Origin of the sequence: Nonomuraea sp. 10N515B (genome assembly GCF_052245915.1) — a bacterium.
Classification (GTDB): Bacteria; Actinomycetota; Actinomycetes; order Streptosporangiales; family Streptosporangiaceae; genus Nonomuraea.
Window position 1 is genome coordinate 136088 of sequence record NZ_JBQQBQ010000012.1, and the last position, 22835, is coordinate 158922.

The window sequence follows — 22835 nt, forward strand, 5'->3', positions numbered from 1 at the left end:
AGGCGGGGTCAGGTTAGCGGCACGCCCAGCCGCCACGCCAGCACCAGATAAGGTGCCGGGGTGAAACGGGGAGAGGCGCGCAGGGACCGCATCCTGGCCGCCGCGCTCCTGGAGTTCGCCGAGAACGGCTATCGAGGGGCGTCGCTCGCCCGCATCGCCGAGCGGGTCGAGCTCTCCCAGGCCGGGCTGCTGCACCACTTCAAGAGCAAGGAACGGCTGCTCGTCGCGGTGCTGGACTACCGGGACGAGCTCGACCAACGCAAGGTCGACCTGGCCTCGGCCGGCGGGATCGATGCGCTGCGCGCCCTGGTCGGCGTGGTGGAGCACAACGCGCGGGCGCCCGGGCTGGTGCAGCTGTTCTCCGTGATCAGCGGCGAGGCCGTGACGCCGGACCACCCCGGCCACGAGTGGGCCAGGCGACGCTACCGCCGGCTGCGCGCCGACATGGCGGCAGCGCTGCGGCGGGGCGTGGAGCGCGGCGAGTTCCGCTCGGACCTCGACGCCGAGGCGCACGCCGACCGGCTGATCGCGATGATGGACGGCCTTCAGACGCAGTGGCTGATCGACCCGGACCGGGTGGACATGGCGGCCGTCTTCAGAAGCTACGTGGACGACCTCATCGCCCTGCTACGCCCGCCGACGTGACGACCGCCTCATCGCCCTGCCACGCCTGCTCCGCCCACCGGCGTGACGACCTCGCCGGCTCTCTGGACGGCGTCGTCGCCGTCCCATCGCCGGGCCGCGGCCCACACCCCCAGGGCGAGCAGCGCGGCGACCTCCGTGACCGCGAGACCGCGCTCCACCAGCCCGAGCGGCATGACCCGCCACCACGCCATCCCGGTCTCCGCGGCGATCAGGATCATCGCGCCGATGAACACAACCCACAACACCGAGCAGATCCCGAGCCCGAACGCCACGAGCGTGGCCTTCGACCGCTCCCGATGCCGCCACGGACGGGCGATGATCACGGCCGCCAGCGGCAGGCACACGAACGCGATGATGCTGCCCACGCGATGGATGCTGCCGCTCGTGCTCGGCCCGACCGACCAGTCGTGCTTCTCGAACCAGGCCGTCAGGAACAACCCCACGCTCCACCCCATGAGCGCCACGGTGCCGAAGACGCCGGCGAGCTTCTTGCGTGCCAGCGACACCCCGATGGCCACCGACCCGGCCGCCAGCAGGCCCACCGCGAGCCCGAAGATCCAGCCGTCAGGGCCGAGGCCGTGCTCGCTGATGGTCCTCCTGATCGGGTTCACCTCGTCGAGGCTCGTCAACTCCAGGCCCAGGATCACCGCGACGCCCGCGCCTGCCGCACCAAGTCCCCATCGTGCCGGTTGATGCACGCACACCTCCCTTTGTCTGGATCAACAGGAAGAGTGTGTGCGGAGATTCCAAAAATTTCATGAGAGTGCGCGCCGGATGAGGTCGTCGCTCCGCTCGCGCAGCCGCTTCCTGGCCTCGAGATCGTACGCCTGCGCGTCCGCCCGGCTCTCCCGCTGCTGGTCGAAGTAGCGCCCGGTGACGCCGTCGAGCCCGTTCACCAGCCGCAACGTGGCCTCGGCGCCCTGGCCGACGCTGCTGATCGGCGGCACCAGGGCTTCGCGGACCTCATCTTCGGGGCCATGTGGTACCGCCTGCTCAACCGCCACGCCGAGGTGAACGACGACCTGGCGGAGGAGATCGCCGGGCTGGTGGCGCGAATCCGTCAGGAGTGGGCCCTTCCGGGACGAGCGAATCGTGCGGGCGCCAGATATCGTCATATGTGTGAACGAACGCGCGGGATCCTGGTTGCCGAAGCTGCAGGAAGTCGGAGAGCGGCTGGCCGAGGAGTTCGTCTCCGCCCGCCGCCTGCCCGCCTCGGGCGAGGTGCCGGCGCCGCACGAGCTACGTGCTTCCGACGCCGACCGTGAGCGCATCGCGCAGGTGCTCCAGGACGCGCACGCCGATGGCCGGCTCACCCTGGAGGAGCTGGAGGAGCGGCTCGGCGTGCTCTATTCCGCGCGCACGCTGGGTGAGCTGGCGCAGCTCACCGGCGACCTGCTGCCCGCCGACCAGCAGCCGCTCAACCTGGACGGCCGGCCCGTGTCGGCCATCTTCAAACAGGAGCAGCGCGGCGGACGCTGGGTCGTCCCCGCCGAGCTCACGGTGACGGCCATGTTCGGCACCACCAAGCTGGACCTGCGCGAGGCGATCCTGCAGAACCGGCGGGTCATCATCAACGCCACGCTCGTCTTCGGCGGGCTGGAGATCCACGTGCCCGAGGACCTCGAGGTGATCAGGGTCGCCAAGGGCAAGACCGTCCGGCTGAACAAACAGCCGACCGAGCCGGGCGCGCCCGTGGTCGAGGTCCGCACCACCAACTTCGCCGGCGACGTCAAGGTCAAGGAGCCGCCCCGCCGCAAGCGTCGCCGCTGACTGTGTTCGCGGCCTCACTCCGTGAGGCGGCTCGGTCGCCATACGCCGGCCGCTCCCCTGGGGCCTCAGCCCGCCGTGTCGAAGTTGATCGCGCTGTACGCGCGCAGCTTCCAGAGCTGGTGCTCGCTCTCGATCTTGCGGATGGTGCCCGAACGGCCGCGCATCACCAGCGACTCCGTCACCGCGGAGCCGGCGCGGAACCGTACGCCCTGCATGAGCTCGCCGTGCGTGATGCCCGTCGCCGCGAAGAACACGTCGTCGGAGCTGACCAGGTCGTTGGTGGTGAGCACCTGGTTGAGATCGTGTCCCGCGTCGAGAGCCTTGCCGCGCTCGGCGTCGTCGCGCGGCCAGAGCTTGCCCTGGATCACCCCGCCCAGACACTTGAGCGCGCACGCGGCCACGATGCCCTCGGGTGTGCCGCCGATGCCCAGCATCAGGTCGATGCCGGTGCCCGCGCGGGCTGCCGTGATCGCGCCGGCCACGTCGCCGTCGGTGATGAACTTGATGCGCGCGCCCGTCTCCCTGATCTCCTTGACCAGCCGTTCGTGCCTGGGCCGGTCGAGCACGACCACCGTCACGTCGGACGGGGAGCAGTGCTTGGCTCTGGCGACTGCGGTGATGTTGGCGGACACGGGGGCCTCGATGTCGACCACGTCGGCCGCCTCGGGGCCGGTGACCAGCTTCTCCATGTAGAACACGGCCGAGGGGTCGTACATCGAGCCGCGCTCGCTCACCGCGATCACCGACACGGCGTCGGGCATGCCGAGCGCGGTCAGCCGGGTGCCGTCGATGGGATCCACGGCCACGTCGCAGTCCGGGCCGCTGCCGTCGCCCACGCGCTCGCCGTTGTACAACATCGGGGCGTGGTCCTTCTCGCCCTCGCCGATGACCACCACGCCGTTCATCGAGACCGTGCTGATCAGCTGGCGCATGGCGTTCACCGCCGCGCCGTCGGCGCCGTTCTTGTCACCGCGGCCGACCCAACGGGCCGCGGCCATCGCGGCCGCCTCGGTGACGCGGACGAGCTCCAGCGCCAGGTTGCGGTCGGGAGCGTGCTCGCTCGTGGCGAGCGCGGGCGGTACGGAATCGGACATCATTGGCCTCCTCGCAGACAACTCTCTCGATCGTAGTTGCCCTTCTCTTCCCGCCCAGAGGGGGATAACCTGCCGGGTCCGGCTTAGTCCTGTGCCTGCGGTAAGCCGCAGAAGCATCGGTAAGCTCGACTTGCGAACGAATTTTGCGCCATACCCTGTGCGCGTCAGGGATCATGCCTTCACCATGGAGCATGGCGCCGCGCCGTGGAGGAGGGCGAATGAGCGATGTGGAACACGTGGTGGCTCAGCCGCGCACGTCGGAGCGGGGCGCGGCGACGCGCACCTCGCTGCTCGCCGCCGCGCGGGAGGTCTTCGTCTCGAAGGGCTTCGCCGAGGCGGGCGTGACCGACGTGGTGGCCAGGGCCGACGCCAGCGTGGGCAGCCTCTACCACCACTTCTCCGGCAAGGCGGACCTCTACCTGACGCTGTTCGAGGAGTGGCAGGCCAGGCAGACCCAGCGGACCAAGCAGGCGGCCAGAGCGGCCCGCGCCGGCGGCGAGAGCGACCCCATGGGGGTGTTCCTCAGCGCCGCCCGCGCCTACCTCGACGGCTGCATGGAGGAGCGCGAGCTGGCCGCGCTGTTCCTGCGCGGCGACGGCCCGCCCGGCTTCGAGGTGGTCATGCGCGACCGGCTGCGCATGTGGGCGCAGCGCAACGCGGCGCTGTTCGAGGACGAGCCCGCGCTGGTCGTGGTGGTCACCGGCGCGCTGGCCGCGGCCGTCTCCGAGGTGGTGCGCACCGGCGACCGCGGCTTGGCCGAGGAGGTCCTCGCCATCATCGGGCAGATCCGCCCGGCCGCGTCCGCGACCGCCCCTTCCAGCGGGTAACCTCGCCAACTGTGCGACGGTTCACCGAAGGTTTCTACGGCTACGCGGTAGCGCTTTTCGTCTGCCTCGCGGGGGCGGTGTTGTTCCTGCTGGCGGCTCCGCAGGGCCGGGAAGCGCACATCCCGCGGCGCGACTACTCGATCACCGTCGCCAACTTCGGCCACTCGGTGCCCTACGCGGTGTGGGCGCCGCGGCAGGACCCGCAGGACTGGGTGCCCAACAGCAACAGGATCGCCAAGGGCGAGAACGGCGCCCAGGTTCTCTACCTCGGCTTCGCCACGGCCAAGCGGGCGCACGCGATGTTCGTGCAGAGCAACGAGCAGCCCGCCGCCGGGTTCGCCGCCCGCATGGCCAACTCCGACAAGACCATCGGCACGCAACAGGTCGGCGGGGTCGCGTGGGAGCAGCGCTATCGCGAGGACAAGAAGCAGCGCACGCTGGTCCGCGTCCTGCCCGACGTGACCCTGGTGATCACTGGCACGGCGGACTGGCCCGAGCTGGCCCAGCTGGCAGCCCTCCTGCAGCAGCGCCCCAAGGGGTAGCCCCCACGGCTCGCTCAGACGTTGAAGCGGAACTCCACCACGTCGCCGTCGCGCATCACGTAGTCCTTGCCCTCGACGCGGGCCTTGCCCGCGGCGCGGGCGTTGGCGATCGAGCCGACCTCGACCAGGTCGTCGAAGGAGACGATCTCGGCCTTGATGAAGCCGCGCTGGAAGTCGGTGTGGATCACGCCGGCCGCCTCGGGCGCGGTGGCGCCCTTGCGGATCGTCCAGGCCCGCGTCTCCTTCGGCCCGGCCGTCAGGTACGTCTGCAGGCCGAGCGTCTCGAAGCCGACCCTGGCCAGCTGGCGCAGCCCGGACTCCTCCTGGCCGACCGACTGCAGCAGCTCGAGCGCCTCCTCCTCGTCGAGCTCGACCAGCTCGGACTCGATCTTGGCGTCGAGGAAGACCGCCTCGGCCGGGGCGACCAGCGCCGACAGCTGCTCCCTGAGCGCGGTGTCGGTCAGCTCGTCGGCGTCGAGGTTGAACACGTACAGGAACGGCTTGGCCGTCATCAGGTGCAGCTCGCGCAGCTCCTCGCGCTCCAGGCCGCTCTCGAAGATGGTCTTGCCGGTCTCCAGGACCGCCTTGGCGGCCTCGGCAGCCTCCAACGCCGGCTTCTTGTCCTTGACGGTGCGCGCCTCCTTCTGCAGACGCGGGATGGCCTTCTCGACCGTCTGCAGGTCGGCCATGACCAGCTCGAAGTTGATGGTCTCGATGTCGCGCTTGGGGGAGATCTCGCCGTCCACGTGCGTCACGTCGGGATCGGTGAAGACTCGGATGACCTGGCAGATCGCGTCCGTGTCGCGGATGTTGGAGAGGAACTGGTTGCCCCTGCCCTGCCCCTCCGACGCCCCCTTGACCAGGCCCGCGATGTCGACGAACTCGACCTTGGCGGGCAGGATGCGGGCCGAGCCGAAGATCCCGGCCAGCACGGGCAGGCGGTCGTCGGGCACGCCCACGATGCCCACGTTGGGCTCGATGGTGGCGAACGGGTAGTTGGCCGCCAGAGCGTTGCCGGTCTTGGTCAGCGCGTTGAACAGCGTGGACTTACCGACATTGGGCAGGCCGACGATGCCTATGGAGAGACTCACGGATCCCAAGTTTACGTGCTGAGCGTAACGAGCGTGTCGGGCGGGGAACGGCGTGCCGAGTCCTGCAATCATCGATCGAGTGGACGTCGTCTCGCTTCTCATCGGGCTCGCTGTCGGGCTGCTCATCGGGTTCCTGGTGGCCAGGACGCGGGCGGCGGTGCGGGTGGCCGAGGCCGACGCGCGAGCCAAGAGCGCCGCGGAAAAGCTCGTCTACGTCGAAGAGCAGCTGGCCGAGCGATTCCAGGCGCTGTCCACGCGTGCGCTCGATGTCAACAACATCCGTTTCCTGGAGCTGGCCGAGACCAGGCTGGCCGCGACCCGCGCGGAGGCCGCGGGCGATCTGGAGCAGCGCAAGCAAGCCGTCGAGCACCTGGTCGAGCCGCTGAAGGACGCGCTGACCCGGGTCGAGGCGCAGCTGCGCGACACCGAGTCCGGCCAGCGCGCGGCGCGGGCCGAGCTGGCCAAGCAGATGGAGTTCGTGCGCCAGAGCCACGAGCAGTTGCGCTCCCAGACCACCGCCCTGGTCCGGGCCCTGCAGCGGCCGGAGGCGCGCGGCCGGTGGGGAGAGCTGCAGCTGCGCAGAGTCGCCGAGATCGCCGGCATGCAGCGTCACTGCGACTTCGACGAGCAGGTCACGGAGGGCTCCATGCGGCCCGACATGGTCGTGCGGCTCGCGGGCGGCAAGAACATCGTGGTGGACTCCAAGGTCTCGCTGGCGGCCTATCTGGAGGCCGCTGAGGCGTCGGACGAGTCGCTGGCCACGGTTCGGCTCGACGCGCACGCCAGGCACGTGCGCGAGCACATCGACCGGCTGGCCGCCAAGGCCTACTGGCAGGCGTTCAATCCGTCGCCGGAGTTCGTGGTGTTGTTCATCCCCGGCGAGGCGTTCCTGGCGCCGGCGCTCGAACGCGACCCCACACTGCTGGAGTACGCCATGGCGCGGCGCGTCCACATCGCCACGCCCACGACGCTGATCACCATGCTGCGCACCGCCCACTACGCCTGGCAGCAGGCCGCGCTGAGCGAGAACGCGCGAGCCGTGTTCGAACTGGGCAAGGAGCTGTACGAGCGGCTCTCGTCGCTGGGCAGGAACGTCGACGCGCTGGGCAAGGCGTTGACCCGGGCCGTGGAGGCCTACAACAAGTCGGTCGGATCGCTCGAAAGCCGCGTCCTGGTCACCGCGCGCAAGCTACACGATCTGGGCGTCGTGGACGGCGAGCTCGACTCTCCCGAGATGCTCGACGGGCTGCCGAGACCCCTGTCATCCCCCGAACTACTCGAAACGTCGCCTCTGCTTTCCAGCTCGAACGGTAAGTTGGCTCACGGGTCGCAGTAAACGGGGCCAAGGGAATGGGGGCGGTCCAGTGGGGGAGAAAGGCAGGCGTTCGGCTGTCAGGTTGACCGCTCGCGGCGCCATCGCGCTCGCCTTGGTCGCCACCCTGGCGGGCTACATCGTGGCGGCGCTGATCGATGTCCAGGAGGTGGTGGGCGCGGCCTTCGTCCTGGCCAGCCTGCTGGGGGTGCTCCTGGTCAACCGGCGCGAGCTGCTGTCGCTGGTGGTGACGCCGCCGCTGGTGTTCTTCTGCGCCACGCTGTTCGTGGAGCTGGGGCGGGCATTCGGCTCGGTGTCGATCGTGCAGTCGCTGGCCCTCGGCCTCTACACCTCGATGACGCGGGGCGCGCCGTGGTTGTTCGCCGGGTCGGCCATCGTGCTGGGCGTGGCCTGGCGGCGTGGGCTGCGGGACAACGTACGCGACCTGCGGGCGGAGCTGAAGGCGGGCGCGGAGGTGCCGCGCCCGCGCCAGCCGTTCGTGCCCGAGCCCGAGGGCTATTTCGAGCCCAAGGTCTACGGGACGCCACGCGGCGACGATTAGCGGCCGCGTGGCGTGGACGGCGAGGACTACGAGAGGATCCTGAGGTCCTTGCGCAGCTCGTGAGGCAGGGCGAAGCGCATGCTCTCCTGCACCGGCTCGACCTCGGTCACGTCGCCGAACCCGTGCTCGGCCAGGTGCGCGAGCACCTCCTCGACCAGCTCTTCAGGGACCGAGGCGCCGCTGGTCACGCCGACCGTGGTGACGCCCTCCAGCCACTCGTCGCGGATGAACCTCGCGTTGTCGACCAGGTAGGAGGCGTCGGCGCCGTAGTCCTTGGCCACCTCGACCAGGCGCTTGGAGTTGGAGGAGTTTTCCGAGCCAACCACGATCACCAGCTGCGCCTCGGCGGCGATCTCCTTGACCGCGATCTGCCGGTTCTGGGTGGCGTAGCAGATGTCGTCGCTCGGCGGGTCGAGGAGGTTGGGGAAACGTTGCTTGAGCTTGGAGACGGTCTCGGTGGTCTCGTCGACCGACAGCGTGGTCTGCGACAACCAGATCAGCTTGCTCGGGTCCTTCACCTGCACCCGGTCGACCGAGTCGAGGCCGTCGACGAGCTGGATGTGCTCGGGGGCCTCTCCGGCGGTGCCCTCGACCTCCTCGTGGCCCTCGTGCCCGATCAGCAGGATCTCGTAGTCCTGTCCCGCGAACCTCTTCGCCTCGTTGTGCACCTTGGTGACCAGCGGGCAGGTGGCGTCGATGGTGCGCAGATTACGCTGCTTCGCCTCGGCGTGCACGGCCGGCGAGACGCCGTGGGCGGAGAACACCACGATCGCGCCCTCGGGGACCTCCTCGGTCTCCTCGACGAAGATGGCGCCCCTGGCCTCGAGCGTCTTGACGACGTGGGTGTTGTGGACGATCTGCTTGCGTACGTAGATCGGAGCGCCGTACTGCTCCAGAGCCTTCTCGACCGCTACCACGGCTCGATCGACTCCGGCACAGTAGCCCCGTGGCTTGGCTACAAGGACTCGGCGGGAAGTGAGGGTCTGGGGCTCCATACTTTCTATGCTACGTGGAGCGGCCATCAGGCCCGCGCGTGCGTGGTCGCCCGCGGTTTGCCAGACTGGCCGTCCCATACAGACCTCCCAGGGAGACGTCATGTCCCTTAGCGACGTGATACGCAAGATCACCAAGACCGTCACCAACAAGGACGAGCTGAAGGAGAAGGCCAAGGACCTTCCGCTCATGGTCATCCAGTCCACGCTCAGCGCAGCAGGGCAGGCGCTGCTGCTGGTGGACCGGGTGAAAAACTCCATCAAGGGCCTTGGCGCCAAGGAGGAGCGCGAGGAGGAGCAAGTCTCCCGTCCTTCCGCCGCCGACCAGGTGGCCGCGCCCCCGGCGGAGGACAAGCCGGCCAGAAAGGAGCCGGTCATCTTCGCGCCGCGACCGGGCGCCGCCGAGCCGAACGGCGCCGCCAAGACCAAGCCGGACCCGGTCATCTTCGCGCCGGCGGGCAAGGAGGAGCCGGTCGCCACCGCCGAGCCCGAGGCCCCCGCCGCCGAGCCCGCCGCCAAGACGGAGACTGTGACCGAGCCCGAGACGGCGCCGAAGCCGGCTGCCAAGACGGAGGCAGCTCCCAAGTCCGCCGCCAAGACGGAGACCGCGCCCGAGCCCGAGACGGCGCCGAAGCCGGCTGCCAAGACGAAGGCGACTCCCAAGCCCGCCGCCAAGACGGAGGCGAGCCCCAAGCCCACCGCCGAGACGAAGGTCGTGGACGAGCCCGCCCGTGCTGCGGAGCCGGAGGTCGTGGACGAGCCCGCCCCTGCCGCGGAGCCGAAGGTCGCGCCCGCCGCCCCCAAGGCCGTCGCCGAGCCCGCGGTCGCGGAAGCGCCCGTTGCCGCGCCTGAGCAGGTCGCCAAGCCGGCCGAGCCGCTGCCCGGCTATGACGAGATGACCGTCGCCTCCCTGCGCGCCAGGATGCGCGGCAAGACCGCCGAGCAGATCAGCGACTTCCTGGCCTACGAGCAGGCCACGCAGGGCCGGCCCGAGGTCGTGCGGATGTTCGGGAACCGCCTGGCCAAGCTGCAGGCCGGAGAGTAGTCAGAGCGAGCCCGTAGTCTTCCGCCATGACCGAGAAGACCTCGCCCGAGTCCCCGCTCCCCATCCGCACAGTCCTGCAGATGGTGGGCGGCTGGATCGCCAGGCTCGGCACGGTCTGGGTCGAGGGGCAGATCACCGATCTGAGTGCCCGCGGCGGCACGGTGTTCCTGACCCTGCGCGACCCGATCGCCAACGTGTCCGCCAGGGTCACCGCTCCGCGTGGCGTCTACGAGGCGGCCGTGCCGCGACCGGCCGACGGCGCCAGGGTCGTCATGCAGGTGAAGCCGGACTTCTGGGTCAACAAGGGCTCGTTCGCCTTCACCGCGTTGGAGATCCGCCCGGTCGGCGTGGGCGAGCTGCTGGCCAGGCTGGAGCGACTCAGGCAGTTGCTGGCCGCCGAAGGGCTCTTCAGCGCCGGCAGGAAGCGGCGGCTGCCGTTCCTGCCGGGCACGATCGGGCTCATCTGCGGCCGCGACTCCGCGGCCGAGCGCGACGTGCTGGAAAACTCCCGCCGCCGCTGGCCCGCAGTGCGGTTCAAGGTCGAGGAAGTGGCCGTCCAGGGGCCTTACGCGGTGGGCGAGGTGACGGAGGCGCTCCGCAAGCTGGACGTGGACGCCGATGTCGACGTGATCGTCGTCGCCCGCGGCGGCGGCTCTCTGGAGGACCTCCTGCCGTTCTCTGACGAGACGCTCGTCCGCGCGGTGGCCGCCTGCCGCACGCCCGTCGTGAGCGCGATCGGGCACGAGCAGGACAGCCCGCTGCTCGACCTGGTGGCGGACGTGCGCGCGTCCACCCCCACCGACGCCGCCAAGAAGGTCGTGCCCGACGTCGGCGAGCAGCTGACGCTGGTGCGCCAGCTGCGCGACCGGGGCCGCAGGGTGGTGAGCGGCTGGCTCGACCGCGAGATGTCCTGGCTGACGTCCGTGCGCTCGCGGCCCTCGCTGGCCGACCCCGTACGCGAGCTCGAGCGCAGGGCCGAGCAGGTCGAGTCCCTGCGTGACCGGGCCAGGCGCTCGTTGTCCGGCTCGCTCGACCGGGCCGCCGACGACCTGGTCCATCTGCGGGCCCGCCTGGTCGCGCTGTCCCCGGCGGCCACGCTGGAGCGGGGATACGCCATCGTCCAGCACCCGTCGGGCGAGGTGGTGCGCCTGGCCAAGGACGTGGCGCCCGGCTCACCGCTGACGATCCGCCTGTCCGACGACAGACTGAGCGTTCGGGTGGAAAACGAGGGCACGTAGCGGCCTTGCCTCATGACCTGAGCACGCGCCCTGGGCGATGACCTGAGCAGGCGCCCTGGGCGATGACCTGAGCAGGCGCCCTGGGCGATGACCTGGGCGGGCGCCCCTAAGCGCGGGTGACGGCCGCGGCGAGTGCCGTCAGGCCGGACTTGATCTCGTCGATGCTCATGCCGCGCTCCTCGGTCTGCAGGGCGATCAGGCGGGCGTTGATCGGCGCGAGCAGCGCGTCGGCCAGGAACGGCGCGTCGGCGTGCGGACAGGCCTCGGTGAGCAGCGTCGCCAGGTGGATGTGGTGCACCCGGTACGGCCCGCTGAACCCGCCACTCTTGCCGCCCTGCTCCAGCAGGAGGAACAGCTCCTGCTGCGCCACGATGCGCTCGACGAGCGCGTGCAGGAACGCCGTGATCCGCTCACCGGCCGGGGCGCCGGGCCCGAGCGGCGGCGGGCCGGCGAAGAAGGCCGACTGGAACCGTCGTTCCCGCTCGTCGAGCAGCGCGTAGACCAGCCCGCTCCGGTCGCCGAAGCGCCGGTAGACGGTGCCCACGCCGACACCGGCCATGCGGGCCACTTCGTCGAGCGACAGGTCGGCGGCGCCGCGTTCGGCGATCATCCGGGCCGCCACGTCGATGATCTTCTGACGGTTGCGCGCGGCGTCGGCCCGCTCCGGCTGGGGCTGCCCGACCAGGGGCAACGATCGACGTTCGCGCACGGGTGGAGCATACCGCTTGTAACCGGAGAGTTCTCCGATTAGTCTCCGAACCGGAGATCTCTCCGATTTTTTGAGGAGCTGAGGATGCCGAACGAGTTCAACCAGCAGATCATCGATGAGTTCCGGGCCAACGAAGGCCGCGTCGGCGGCATGTTCGAAGGCTCACCGCTCGTGCTGCTCACCACCACGGGAGCCAGGAGCGGCAAGCCGGTCACCACCCCGGTGATGTATCTCGAGGACGGCGATCGTTACGTCGTCATCGCGTCCAATGCCGGCGCGGACAACCACCCCGCCTGGTACCACAACTTGCGGGCCACGCCCTCGGCCGCCGTGGAGGTCGGCACGGAGACGTTCGAGGCCAAGGCCGTCTTCATCGAGGGGGAGGAGCGCGACCAGCTCTACGCCAGGATGGTGGCGCAGGCGCCGGGTTTCGCCGAGTATGAGGCCAAGACCAGCCGCCGCATCCCCGTAGTGGCCCTGCTGCCCCAGGCCGCCTGAACGTCCCTGGACGTCAGAGCCGCCTTCAGAAAGGCGTGTCGCTGGGTGGCGTCCCCGGGAGGGCACATCGTCGGGCGTGGCGTCCCCGGGAGGGCGCGCCGTTGGGCGTGGCGGGCTCGGGAGGCCGCGTCGTCGGGTGTGGCGCGGTCGGCGGGCCGGGTCGTCGGGTGTGGCGCGGTCGGCGGGCCGGGTCGTCGGGCGTGGCGCTCAGAAAGGTGTGTCGTCGGCGCCTGAGGTGGGCTCCGAGCGGCGGGCCATGGCGGCGGCCAGCTTGACCCTGGCCCCCTGGAGCCACTCCTCACAGACCGCCGCGAGCCTCTCCCCGCGCTCCCAGAGCTCGATCGACTGCTCCAGCGTGAGCCCGCCTGTCTCCAGGCGGCGCACCACCTCGGTCAACTCCTCGCGGGCCTGCTCGTATGAGGGCGCCTTCTCGTCTGCTGCCACAGTCACCACCCTAGACGGGCCGGCCGACATCCGCCGCGCAGCGTCAATCCACTCACTTTGAGTGTTCATTCGCTACGCTAAGTCGCCGTCGTTGGATGGCGACGATTGCCGGCTGCGGCGTCTGACTTCCAGGAGTGCGCGATGTCTGATCCCGGGACAAATGATGGCGTCAACCACTTTGGGCCCCTGCGCGTCGAATCGTCACGGCGTTCACGCTGACTCGGGAGGCCCTTCATGATCCGTCGCATCATCCGGAAACGACGTCCTGCGCCCACGCTGGCGGGCATCAGCCTCGAGGAGGAGCTCGCCTTGATCAGGGTCGAGCTCATGTACGGCCTGCGCGTCAACCGGGAGGCCTACCTGCGTAGGAAGGTCGACGAGCGCAACGAGATGGCCGGCCGCATGCGCGAGAGCAACACCGTCGAGATGCTGGCCGACCTGCGCGGCTCACTCGAGCGGTCGGTACGCCCTACGGTGGTGGACCTCCAGAGCCGGACGACGGTCGTGGACCTGCAGAGCAGGCGGCAGGGACGGTCCACCCAGGACCCGGAGCCCGCCTGACGCCCCCTCCGCTCGCGTCCCATGCCGAATGCGCAAGGCGTGAGAGTCCATGCCTATTTTGGTCAGGAATCCATGGCTGCCTGGCTAGGCGATTTAGGCGTCTGGCCTGGTCGAAAGCCGATTCAACCGGGAAGTGACAGGAATCGGCACTGGAGCCTGTCATCCTGTCCCGGTTTGCCGTGAGGGCTGTCATGCCTGCAGCATGGGCGTGGCTTTCCTGGAAGAATGGCGGAGACCGGATAGGGTGACTACTTCACCGCGGATGATGGGGATCGGCAACGGACGACACCGCGCCAGCCGGGGGGATCGGCGCGAGCGGAGGCGTGATGGCTCGTAGGTCTACCGTCCAGCACGATCCTCGGATCGCTGACGGGCCCGGGCTTTCCGCAACCCTGGACACCGCTGACTTCGACGCGCCGCCACCCCGCCGGCCGCGCCGTGGCGGCTGGTCCGGTGGCGGCGGGCGGTGGCTGGTGTGGACCGGCCGCATCATTCTCTGGGCGCTTATCGTGGTTATCGTGGTGAATGGGATCCGTGCCCCATTTGAGCGGTTTACCCAGCAAGAAGCAACAACGTCCAATGGTGCCGTGGTAGCGAACAACGGATTCCCGGTGGACCGCGGCATGGCTTTCGCCGCCCAGTTCGCCGGGGTCTATCTCAATTTCAGCCCTGAAGACGACGCCAGCAGGTCACGCAAGCTGGCGGCGTTCCTGCCCGACGCCTCGGATCCGCGGATGGGCTGGGACGGCGTGGGCAAGCTGGCGGCCGTCGCCATCCAGCCGTACGACATCGAGACGGCCGACGCCCACAACGCGGTGGTCAGTGTGGCCTTCCAGTCCGGCGCGCGCAGGCTGATGTTGTCGGTCCCGATCTACTACTCCGGCGACGACGAGGCCAAGAGGTTCGTCGTCTCGGGCCGCCCGGCCATCCTGCCCGCCCCCGCTCCGGCCGAGCTGCCCCAGGTGGCGCCGCCGGAGACCGACGACGCGGCCGCCGCCGAGCTCAAACCGCAATTGGAGGGCTTCTTCAAGGACTACGCGTCCGGCGACGCCGCCGGGCTGCAGCGCTACGTGGCCGCCGGCAAGACCCTGCCGAGCTTCGGTGGCGCCTTCACCTTCGCAGAGCTCAAGAAAGTCGTGGTGCCTGTGGGGGGTGCCACTCGAGAGATCCAGGCGGTCGTCGTGTGGGTCGTGCCGAACGGCGAGGCCCAGGCCACCCCCAACACCACCGACCCGGCCGCGGTCGGCGCGCGCTTGGAGCAGGCCTACCGGCTTACCGTCGAGAAGCAGGGCGACAAGTGGTTCGTCGCCGACATCCGCGGCGCCGGCCGGGTCGTTGACTAGAGGCTCGGCCGCGCTGCCGATCGGTACCCCCCGGGAGGACGAGAAGTGACCTTGAAGACCGTAATGCTCACTTTGATCGAAATGTCGCCGACGCCCACGTCGACCGGCATCGACACCGGAGGGCTCGCCGACTTCCTGCGCGCGTTCTTCGCTCCGCTGTTCCTCGTCGTCGTCTCCGTGGTGGCGCTCTTCTTCCTCTTCACCCGCGAGATCACACGATTCGTGCAGTTCCTGATCCTGGCCGTGGCCATCGGAGTGATCTTCTACGTTCCCAACATCATCGAGGTGACGGCGAAGGCAATCGCGGGCGCACTGGGCATCAGATAAGGGGTTGAGACCGTCCGTCGGCGGTCATACACGAGCGGGTGGAGAGGAGGACCGGGTGGACCTGCCCACGTATACGAACATCTGGCGGATAGAGAAGCGGCTCTACAAGCTGTACGACCTACGGCTGCCGATGCCGCTGCCTATCGTCTGGATCGGCGTCTTCGTCGGCGTGTTCATCCCGTGGTCCCTCCTGCTGATCCTGGTGGGCGTGCCGGTCGCGATGCCGTGGCACGTGCTGTTCCTGGTGCCGCCGGGGATCGTGACGTGGCTGTCGACCCGCCCTGTCATCGAGGGCAAGCGGCTCACCGAGCTCCTCGAGTCCCACCTGCGCTACTTGGGCGAGCCGAAGGCCTGGTGCCGCCTCGCGCCCATGGGCGAACCCGAGACGGTCACCTTCTCCGCGCGCGTGTGGCGCATCGCCCCCGCGCGGGCCAAGTCCAAGCGGCCGGGCAAGAGCCGTCAACCGCGGCGCAGACGCGAGGGCCAGCGGATCGCCGGACCCCGCCAGGTGCGCCCCGCCGTCGCGGCCGCTGCCGCCGCGGCAGGCCAGGCTCCGGTCGCCGAGCCCGCTGCCGCAGGCACCGGCTGGGGCGCCCGCCGCGGTGCCGCAGCGCCCGCCCTCAAGGCTCAGGCGCGCCAGCCTGCTCCCGGTACGACATCGCCGCCGCCCCGGCTCGAGCGCGAGTCCGCAGGCCAGAGAGACAGCCGAAAGACGGACACCGGCCGGGATTTCGACCGGACGGACACCGGCCGGGATGCCGGCCGGACGGACACCGGCAGAGACGGCGCCAGGACGGACACCGGCAGGGACCGCGCCAGGAAAGACAGCGGTCGCAGGGCCGGCGCGAAGGGGACGAGCGGCTGGCGCCTGTCCACCCGGGAGGGCGCGATCAGGGAAGCCGCGACCCAGCAGGCCGCGCTCCGTGAGGCCGCGCTCCGTGAGGTGGCGACCCGTGAGGCCGCGCTCCGTGAGGTGGCGACCTCCGAGGTGGCGACGTCCGAGGTGGCGCGTGAGGTGGCGACCCGTGACGCGGCGACGCGTGAGGTGGCGACGCGTGACGCGGCGACGCGTGACGTGGTGCGTCGTGAGATCGCCGGCGAGGAGACCTCCGGCCGCGAGACCGTGGGCCCGGCGGCCGGGGCTCCCGAGACCGCTGCTCATGCGGGCACGCCGGCTGCGGAGGATGCGGCCACGAGCTCTGTGGCCGAAGTCGGTGCGGTCACTGGTGCTGAGCCTGTAGACGATGTGGCCACGGCTTTTGAGACCGATGACCAGGAGGGCGTGAGCAGCGGGACCCGTTCTCATGAGGACGCCGGGCGGGAAAGCGGGACGGCGCAGAGTGGCAAGCCCGCCGCCGGCAAGCCGATCGACACCGAAGCCCTGCGGCGGCTGAGGAGACTCGCGGCCAGCGCCGATGCGCCGGCCGACACGCCGGCCGACACGCCGGTCGACACGGCGGCCGGCCGTAGGAAGACGGCCGGTCGGGCCGAGGGCGGGCGGCGCGAGGACGAGGTCGCCCGAGACCAGCACAGGAAGGGACAGCCGCCCAGGCTGGGACCGGCGCTGGTGCTGTCGGGAACCCAACGGGTCTGGCCGCCGCTCAACCCGAACGCCAAGCCCTTGCCCCGTCCCGGCGCCTCCAGCGCGCCGGCTGCGGCGGGCGACGCGCCGTCCGAGGGTGCCGAAACGCGCCGGCCAGGCGTGTCCGCCGACGCACCGGGCGGCCCGTCTGCATCGACCGGGGCAGGCGACCGGCCCAGGCTGACGCCGGTCCCGTCGGATAGCCGCGCCACGGCGGGGGAGACCGCGGCAGGCGATCGGACGGCGGACGAGGAGCAGGTAGCGCGCAGGCAGCCCGCGTCAGCGGACGAGGAGCGGGCAGCGCACGAGCAGCCCGCGTCAGCGGGCCAGGAGCAGGCAGTGCACGGGCAGCCTGCGTCGGCGGGCGAGCAGGCGGCGGTCACGCACGACGCGATCGGTGGCCGGGCCAGGGGCGGGGCCGCGGCGGTCGATGGGCTGGTGGGGCCGGTGCCCAGGCCCGGTGAGACGCGGGTGCGCAGGGTCGAGTCCGTGATCGGGCGCGACTCCGGCGGCTGGCGGCGGATCGCTCAAGTGGTCGTCGGCGGCAACAACGTACGGACCGACGGGTCCGAGATCGACGAGGCCAGGGCCAGGGCGGTGTTCAGCGGCAGCCGCAGGATCGTCGTCCTGGGTTGCACCGGCGGCGCCGGGCAGAGCACCACGGCCCTCATGCTCGGCCACACCTTCGCCACCTACCGCGACGACAGGGTCGTGGCCGTCGACGCCAACACCGGCGGCACCACCCTGACCAGCAGGATCCAACCGGAAACCCCGGAAACTCTCACTTCGCTGCTGTCCGGGCTGGACCGGGTCAGCGGTTATCTCACGATGCGCGGATACACCACGCGGACGGCCTCCGGGCTCGAAGTGATCAGCGCGGACACCGACGCGGGCGCCGAGCAGCGCCTCGCGGATCGGTCCTTCTTCTCCGACCACCGGCTGGGCGAGTCCATGCGCCTGCTGGAGCGCCACTACAAGCTGGCCGTGATCGATCCGGCCGCCGCGCTGGCGGCCCGGCTCCTGCCGTACGCGGACCAGCTCGTTCTGGTGGTCCCGGCGAGCGAGGAGGCGCCGGAGGCGGTGGGGATGACGTACGAGTGGCTCGACGGGCACGGCTGCGCGGAGCTGCGCAGGCGTGCGGTCATGGTGGTCAACGGCGTGAGCAGGCGTTCGATGGCCGACGTCGAGCAGGCGGAGTCGGTGGCCAGAGGCAGGTGCCGGGCCATCGTCAGGGTCCCCTGGGAGGACGATCTGGCGCCAGGCGGGGCCGAGATCGTCGATCCCGGGCAGTTGCGCGCGGCCGGGCGGCGGGCCTATCTCGCCCTCGCCGGTGTGGTGGTCGCGGGCTTCGCGGCACAGACCGTACGACCGAGCGAAGAGGAGTTGGCGAGTGACCCCCCGGGCACGAGAATCGGTGAGCGTTAAGTGAACAAGCGAGCAGGCCTGGCCCGTTCATGCGCCGAGGGGGCGGCATGAGCAGGGCGTCCCGAGCGCACCAGCGCCTCGCGGTCCGCTACTTCGACGACCGCATCCTGCTCACAGACACCTGCGCGTGGGCGTACTTCCGCCTCCCGACGGTCAGCTACGAGTTCGTCACGCCCGAGGAGCGTGAGGCGCTGGCCACCAACATCACGATCGCGCTGGCCGCGATCAGGATGCCCGACGCCGAGGTCCACCTGAGGGTCGCGCACCGCACGTACCCTGCGGCGGAGTGGGCCATGGCGCTCAATGCCACGTCCGACGAGGGGCCTGGCTGGCGCGACTACCTGGAGGAGATGTACCGGCACGTCTGGGCCAAGGACTTCTGGAGCAAGGAGGTCTATCTCGGCGTGCGGCTGGGCCCCCGGGGCAAGCAGCTCGGCAGCGGCGTGCTGGCCCAGCTGCTCGGCTTCTACCAGAAGACCGAGAAGGCGCTCGGCATGGATGACGACCACGTACCCGACAGCGAGGTAGGGCGGTGGACCGAACAGGCCGAACGCCTGGGCCGAGCGCTCGCCTCGAGCGCTCTGTACGCCCGGCACGCCACCTCCGTCGAGGTGGCGTGGTTGTTCCAGCACGCGGCCGCGGGCGCGCTCGGCGACCCGCCGCCGTCGGCCAGCCCGCGGCGGCGCTGGGGCAAGGGCGAGATCGAGTCGCTGGTCGAGGGCGAGATCCACAACGGCAGGTCGCTGCTGCGGATCGTGCAGCCGCAGGGCGACTCGTATGTGGCCAACCTGTCGTTCGCCCGCTTCCCGGACCTGATGCCGTTCCCCGACGGCGAGCCGTGGCTGCACTTCGCCGACCAGCTGCCGTTCCCGGTGGAGGTCTCGTCGCGGATGCGGCTGATCCCGCCGGTCAAGGCGTCGAAGGACGTGGCGCGTAAGCTCGCGCACGCCCGCGACATGGACCACCACATCCGCGAGGCCGGCGCGGAGGCGCCGCTGGCGCTGGCCGAGCAGATCGACGCGGCCCGCATGCTGGAGCACGGCATCACGAAGGAGCGGCTGCCCTTCGTGTACGGCTGGCACCGCCTGATCGTGTCGGCCCCGACCGAGGAGATCTGCGTGCAGCGGGTCGAGGCGGTCGTTGAGCACTACCGCGACATGGGCATCGACGTGGTCGCCTCGACCGGCGACCAGTTCTCGCTGTTCTGCGAGGCGCTGCCGGGCGAGAGAGTACGGGTCAACGCCTACGCCCAGCGCCAGCCGCTGCGGACGATCGCCGGCGGCATGGCCACGGCCACCGTGGACCTCGGCGACCGGCTGGATGAGGGCAACGAGGGCTGGCTCGGCCCGTACATCGGCGAGACCGTCGGCCGCGCCCGCAGCATCGTGCACTTCGACCCGCTGGTGGCGGCCACCCGCAACCGGCCGACCGCCATCGCGATCACCGGCGAGCCGGGCGGCGGCAAGACCACGCTTGCCCTGCTGATGATCTACCAGATGGCGCTGCGCGGCGTGACGGTAGCGGTGATCGACCCGAAGGGCGACGCCGAGTCCCTTGTGCGGCTGCTGGAGAAGCGGGGCCGCAAGGCCAGGATCATCCCGCTCGGCTCGGCGGCGCCCGGCCTGCTGGACCCGTTCTCGTTCGGCGACGACATCGCTGCGAAGAAGACCATGGCCACCGAGACGCTGCGGCTGCTGTTGCCGCGCATGTCGGAGGAGCGCGAGTCGGCGATGATCCAGGCGGTGGCCGCGGTCTCCAACGCGCCCGACCCGTCGCTCGGGAAGGTCGTGGACCACTTGGAGCAGGCCGAGGACCCGGCGTCGAAGAACCTGGGCGCGGTGCTCCGCTCGATGTCCGAGATGCACCTGGCCAGGCTCTGCTTCGACCCCTCGGGCGGCGACCAGATCGACAGCGAGGGGTGGACGACCGTGTTCACGCTGGGCGGGCTGACGCTGCCCGACGTGGCGACGACCAGGGAGGACTACTCCTACGAGCAGCGGTTGTCGGTGGCCCTGCTCTACCTGGTGTCCCAGTTCGCGCGCCGGCTCATGAACGGGCTCGACCGGCGCACCCCGAAGGCGATCTTCCTGGACGAGGCGTGGGCGATCACCTCGACTCCCGAGGGCGCCAAGCTGGTGCCCGAGGTGAGCCGGATGGGCCGCTCCCGCAACACCGCGCTGGTTCTCGTCTCCCAGAACGCGGGAGACCTGCTGAACGAGCAGGTGACCAACTGCCTGTCGTCCGTCTTCGCGTTCCGGTCCACCGAACGGGTGGAGGTGGACCACGTGATGTCCCTGCTGGGGGTGGAGTCGTCGGAAGAGCACAAGGCCGTGCTGCGCTCACTCGGCAACGGCGAATGCGTATTCCGCGATCTGGATGGCAGAGCGGGCCGGATCGGAGTAGACCTGATCTCCGAGGAACTTCTCCGCTGGCTCGACACGAACCCGACACACGACAAACCCGACGGCACCGGGCATGATGATCTTCAAGGGGGCGTGGGCAGGGCGCAGGAGGTACGGTCATGAAGATCCGGCTATCCCGACGAATCGCGCTGGCTCTCGCGCTGGTCACCGGCATCATCGTGGTGCCGCTGGTCATCGGAGGCATGTCCGTGCCGGCCGCGGCGGCGCCCTGTGACCTGTCGGGCCCGCTCACCCCGGAGGTGGTGGGCGGCGGCACCGACGGCCTGATCCAGCCGCCGATCCCGGCTACCGGGGCGCCCACCACCAACTACGGCCAGTTCGGCATGAGCGGCCAGTTCTGGCACACGCACGAGCTGGGCTGCTCCGAGTACGTCGCCGTGCTCGGCAACATGTGGGCCAACGGCATCTTCACCGCGGCCAAGGCCATCGACCGGCTGACGATCACGACGTACCAGGCGGCGGCGACCGAAGGACCGCTCCAGGCGATCAAGGACGTTGTCGACGACATCGTCACGAGGCTCGCCGACGCCATGTACTGGGACTTCCTCCAGCCGGTCGTGATCCTCGGCGCGATCTGGCTGGCCTGGTACGGACTGATCCGCAAGCGCGCCACCACGACCACCGAGGGCGTGATCTGGATGGTGCTGGCGGTCACCGTGGCGGTCTGGTTCTTCAGCCGTCCCGCCGATTTCACCGGCTTGGGCAAGGTCGTCACCGACAAGACCGGCGAGGTCGTCAACTCGGCGTTCTCCGGCCTGCCCGGTGCGGGCGGCGCCTCCTGCCTGCCCCCGCCCGGCACGGCCACGCCGGAGGTGAAGCCCGGCGGGTACGGCCAGATCGGCACGGCGGGTGTCGACCAGAACGCCGACGCGCTGTGGTCCACGCTGGTCTGCAAGCCGTGGCTGGTGGGCCTGTTCGGCACCGCCGACCCGCAGCAGCCCATCGTGCGCGACTGGGGCCGCAAGGTGCTGGAGATGCAGTCGATCCCGCCGGCCGTGGCCGGCCAACCGGCGCCTGACGTGGGGGCCCGCCAGCAGGACTACGCCTCGCTGGCCGACAAGCTCAGGAACGACCCCCGCTACACGGTCTTCTCCGGCCGCGACTGGTCCAACCGGCTCGGCGTGGCGGTCGGCGCGTTCATCGCCGCCATCGTGGCCGGCCTGCTCATCTTCCTGGTGGCGGTCTCGCTGCTGGTGCTGAAGGTCGGCTTCCTCCTGCTGCTGATCCTGGGGCCGATATTCCTGCTGATCGGCGTGCATCCGGGCAGCGGCCGCATCGTCGCCCTGCGCTGGGTGGAGATGCTCATCGGCACCCTGCTCAGGCAGGCCGTGCTGACGATCGTGCTGAGCGTGCTCGTGTACGGGTACGCCCTGATCATCTCCACGGCCATGCCATGGGGCATGCAGGTGCTGTTCATGGCCCTGCTGACGATCGCGGTGTTCTTCTACCGGCGCCCGTTCCAGCACTTGTTCGCCTCGATCAACGGGCACACGGTCGCCACCCGCATGCTGGGCGAGGCCGCGAGCTCGTCCGTGCTCGAACGGTCGGCGGGCGCGCTGCCGCCGGTCGCGTCGGCCAGGATCGGCCGTTGGGGACTGCGCAAGGCCGAGCCCCTCATCAGGGCGGCGACCGCGGCCAACCCGGCCGGAGCGGCGGCCGCGACCGCCGCGGCGGCAGGACAGGCCCGGGTACGCGAGGAAGGCGAAGGAGCCGCTTCGGGCACCAGGATCCCGGCCACGGCGGCCCCGCTCGACACCGACCAGCAGGGCGGCAAGGCAGGCAACCGGGCGGCTCCGGAGCCGCGCAGGGGCACCGCGCCGCCACTCAACCTGGGCGGGCGCACCGGCGGTCCGGCCGTCGGTGGGCCCCGGGCGGGCGGCACGGGCGGCCCACGGGTGGGCGGGACCGGTGGCCCGCGGCTGGGCGGCACCGGCGGCGCTGCGTCGGGCGGGGGCTCGTCGTTGGCGGGCGGATCGTCCTCCGGCGGTGGCTCGTCATCGGGTGGCTGGTTCGGCAGCCGGTCGGGTGGCGGCTGGGCGTCACGCGGCGGCTCCACGGGCGGCTCTTCGGGCGGCTCTTCGGGTGGCTCGCGTACCGGCTCCACGCGCGGGTCGCGGTTCGGCGGCTCGGGAGGCTCGCGTTCGGGCGGTTCCCGGTCACGCGGGTCGGGAGGCGGCGGCCTGTTCGGCGGCTCGGGTGGCGGCGGCTCCCGCTCCGGCGGGGCCAGGCCGAGCGGTGGCGGCTCCAACGGCACCCCCAGGGCGGGGGGACCCCGCATCTTCGGCGGTTCCGACGAGCCTGCCCCGCGCGCGTCCGAGGCGCCGCCGCTGTGGCTGCGCAGCAGCCGTAACGGTGGCTCCGACGATCCGTCCGTGCCCTTCTGGCTCAAACCGAACAAGGACTGA

General features: G+C 70.6%; 22 protein-coding genes. 15 read left to right on the top strand and 7 right to left on the bottom strand.

Annotated elements, in window-relative coordinates; genetic code table 11:
* Positions 1-60 precede the first annotated feature (60 nt).
* Positions 61-645 (top strand): TetR/AcrR family transcriptional regulator, encoded by a 585-nt coding sequence (locus ACTWQA_RS20185; RefSeq protein WP_443160714.1) that lies wholly within the window; start codon positions 61-63, stop codon positions 643-645.
* 8 nt (positions 646-653) lie between these two features.
* Here the strand turns inward: ACTWQA_RS20185 and ACTWQA_RS20190 are convergent, their stop codons facing one another.
* Positions 654-1343, bottom strand: coding sequence for a DUF998 domain-containing protein (locus ACTWQA_RS20190; protein WP_443160715.1), 690 nt, complete (start codon positions 1341-1343; stop codon positions 654-656).
* Positions 1344-1400: 57 nt separating this feature from the next.
* Positions 1401-1649: a hypothetical protein gene (locus ACTWQA_RS20195; protein ID WP_443160716.1), complete on the bottom strand. Its 249-nt coding sequence runs from the start codon at positions 1647-1649 to the stop codon at positions 1401-1403.
* 115 nt (positions 1650-1764) lie between these two features.
* Here ACTWQA_RS20195 and ACTWQA_RS20200 point away from each other — a divergent pair, with 115 nt between their 5' ends.
* Positions 1765-2415 (top strand): DUF1707 SHOCT-like domain-containing protein, encoded by a 651-nt coding sequence (locus ACTWQA_RS20200; protein ID WP_305920971.1) that lies wholly within the window; start codon positions 1765-1767, stop codon positions 2413-2415.
* Between the two features lie 65 nt (positions 2416-2480).
* Here the strand turns inward: ACTWQA_RS20200 and glpX are convergent, their stop codons facing one another.
* Positions 2481-3509 carry a class II fructose-bisphosphatase gene (gene glpX / locus ACTWQA_RS20205; RefSeq protein ID WP_443160717.1) on the bottom strand — a complete coding sequence of 343 codons (1029 nt, stop codon included), beginning with the start codon at positions 3507-3509 and terminating at the stop codon, positions 2481-2483.
* Between the two features lie 218 nt (positions 3510-3727).
* Here glpX and ACTWQA_RS20210 point away from each other — a divergent pair, with 218 nt between their 5' ends.
* Positions 3728-4336 (top strand): TetR/AcrR family transcriptional regulator, encoded by a 609-nt coding sequence (locus ACTWQA_RS20210; protein WP_327588808.1) that lies wholly within the window; start codon positions 3728-3730, stop codon positions 4334-4336.
* Positions 4337-4347: 11 nt separating this feature from the next.
* Positions 4348-4878, top strand: coding sequence for a DUF4245 domain-containing protein (locus ACTWQA_RS20215; RefSeq protein WP_443160718.1), 531 nt, complete (start codon positions 4348-4350; stop codon positions 4876-4878).
* A 14-nt stretch (positions 4879-4892) separates the two neighbouring features.
* Here the strand turns inward: ACTWQA_RS20215 and ychF are convergent, their stop codons facing one another.
* Complete coding sequence (ychF, locus tag ACTWQA_RS20220) at positions 4893-5969, bottom strand: redox-regulated ATPase YchF (RefSeq protein ID WP_305920967.1); 1077 nt, start codon at positions 5967-5969, stop codon at positions 4893-4895.
* Positions 5970-6048: 79 nt separating this feature from the next.
* Here ychF and rmuC point away from each other — a divergent pair, with 79 nt between their 5' ends.
* Positions 6049-7305, top strand: coding sequence for a DNA recombination protein RmuC (rmuC, locus tag ACTWQA_RS20225; RefSeq protein WP_443160719.1), 1257 nt, complete (start codon positions 6049-6051; stop codon positions 7303-7305).
* Positions 7306-7366: 61 nt separating this feature from the next.
* Positions 7367-7843, top strand: coding sequence for a DUF6542 domain-containing protein (locus ACTWQA_RS20230; protein WP_305920966.1), 477 nt, complete (start codon positions 7367-7369; stop codon positions 7841-7843).
* 26 nt (positions 7844-7869) lie between these two features.
* On the opposite strand, the gene ACTWQA_RS20235 is transcribed toward ACTWQA_RS20230, so the two are convergent.
* Entirely contained in the window at positions 7870-8838 is a 969-nt protein-coding gene (locus tag ACTWQA_RS20235) for a 4-hydroxy-3-methylbut-2-enyl diphosphate reductase (RefSeq protein ID WP_305920965.1), read from the bottom strand.
* Between the two features lie 100 nt (positions 8839-8938).
* Here ACTWQA_RS20235 and ACTWQA_RS20240 point away from each other — a divergent pair, with 100 nt between their 5' ends.
* On the top strand, positions 8939-9880 hold the full coding sequence (locus ACTWQA_RS20240) for a hypothetical protein (protein ID WP_443160720.1): 942 nt from the start codon (positions 8939-8941) through the stop codon (positions 9878-9880).
* A 26-nt stretch (positions 9881-9906) separates the two neighbouring features.
* Positions 9907-11118 (top strand): exodeoxyribonuclease VII large subunit, encoded by a 1212-nt coding sequence (gene xseA / locus ACTWQA_RS20245; protein WP_443160721.1) that lies wholly within the window; start codon positions 9907-9909, stop codon positions 11116-11118.
* 106 nt (positions 11119-11224) lie between these two features.
* On the opposite strand, the gene ACTWQA_RS20250 is transcribed toward xseA, so the two are convergent.
* Positions 11225-11827, bottom strand: a complete 603-nt coding sequence (locus ACTWQA_RS20250) for a TetR/AcrR family transcriptional regulator (RefSeq protein WP_443160722.1) — start codon at positions 11825-11827, stop codon at positions 11225-11227.
* A gap of 84 nt (positions 11828-11911) precedes the next feature.
* Between ACTWQA_RS20250 and ACTWQA_RS20255 the strand changes: the two genes are divergently transcribed.
* Positions 11912-12325, top strand: a complete 414-nt coding sequence (locus tag ACTWQA_RS20255) for a nitroreductase family deazaflavin-dependent oxidoreductase (RefSeq protein ID WP_443160723.1) — start codon at positions 11912-11914, stop codon at positions 12323-12325.
* 207 nt (positions 12326-12532) lie between these two features.
* Here the strand turns inward: ACTWQA_RS20255 and ACTWQA_RS20260 are convergent, their stop codons facing one another.
* Positions 12533-12799, bottom strand: coding sequence for an exodeoxyribonuclease VII small subunit (locus ACTWQA_RS20260; protein WP_443160834.1), 267 nt, complete (start codon positions 12797-12799; stop codon positions 12533-12535).
* 204 nt (positions 12800-13003) lie between these two features.
* Between ACTWQA_RS20260 and ACTWQA_RS20265 the strand changes: the two genes are divergently transcribed.
* From ACTWQA_RS20265 to ACTWQA_RS20290, 6 genes are all read left to right on the top strand, one after another.
* Positions 13004-13330 carry a hypothetical protein gene (locus ACTWQA_RS20265; protein ID WP_443160724.1) on the top strand — a complete coding sequence of 109 codons (327 nt, stop codon included), beginning with the start codon at positions 13004-13006 and terminating at the stop codon, positions 13328-13330.
* 587 nt (positions 13331-13917) lie between these two features.
* Positions 13918-14673 carry a conjugal transfer protein gene (locus ACTWQA_RS20270; protein ID WP_443160725.1) on the top strand — a complete coding sequence of 252 codons (756 nt, stop codon included), beginning with the start codon at positions 13918-13920 and terminating at the stop codon, positions 14671-14673.
* Between the two features lie 63 nt (positions 14674-14736).
* Positions 14737-15000, top strand: coding sequence for a hypothetical protein (locus ACTWQA_RS20275; RefSeq protein WP_138665184.1), 264 nt, complete (start codon positions 14737-14739; stop codon positions 14998-15000).
* 55 nt (positions 15001-15055) lie between these two features.
* Positions 15056-18007, top strand: coding sequence for a TcpE family conjugal transfer membrane protein (locus ACTWQA_RS20280; RefSeq protein WP_443160726.1), 2952 nt, complete (start codon positions 15056-15058; stop codon positions 18005-18007).
* Positions 18008-18054: 47 nt separating this feature from the next.
* Positions 18055-20532 (top strand): ATP-binding protein, encoded by a 2478-nt coding sequence (locus ACTWQA_RS20285; protein WP_305920956.1) that lies wholly within the window; start codon positions 18055-18057, stop codon positions 20530-20532.
* The gene (locus ACTWQA_RS20290; RefSeq protein WP_443160727.1) at positions 20529-22835 is read left to right on the top strand and encodes a type IV secretion system protein; all 2307 of its coding nucleotides are present in this window, start codon (positions 20529-20531) and stop codon (positions 22833-22835) included. The genes ACTWQA_RS20285 and ACTWQA_RS20290 overlap by 4 nt, the downstream gene beginning before the upstream one ends.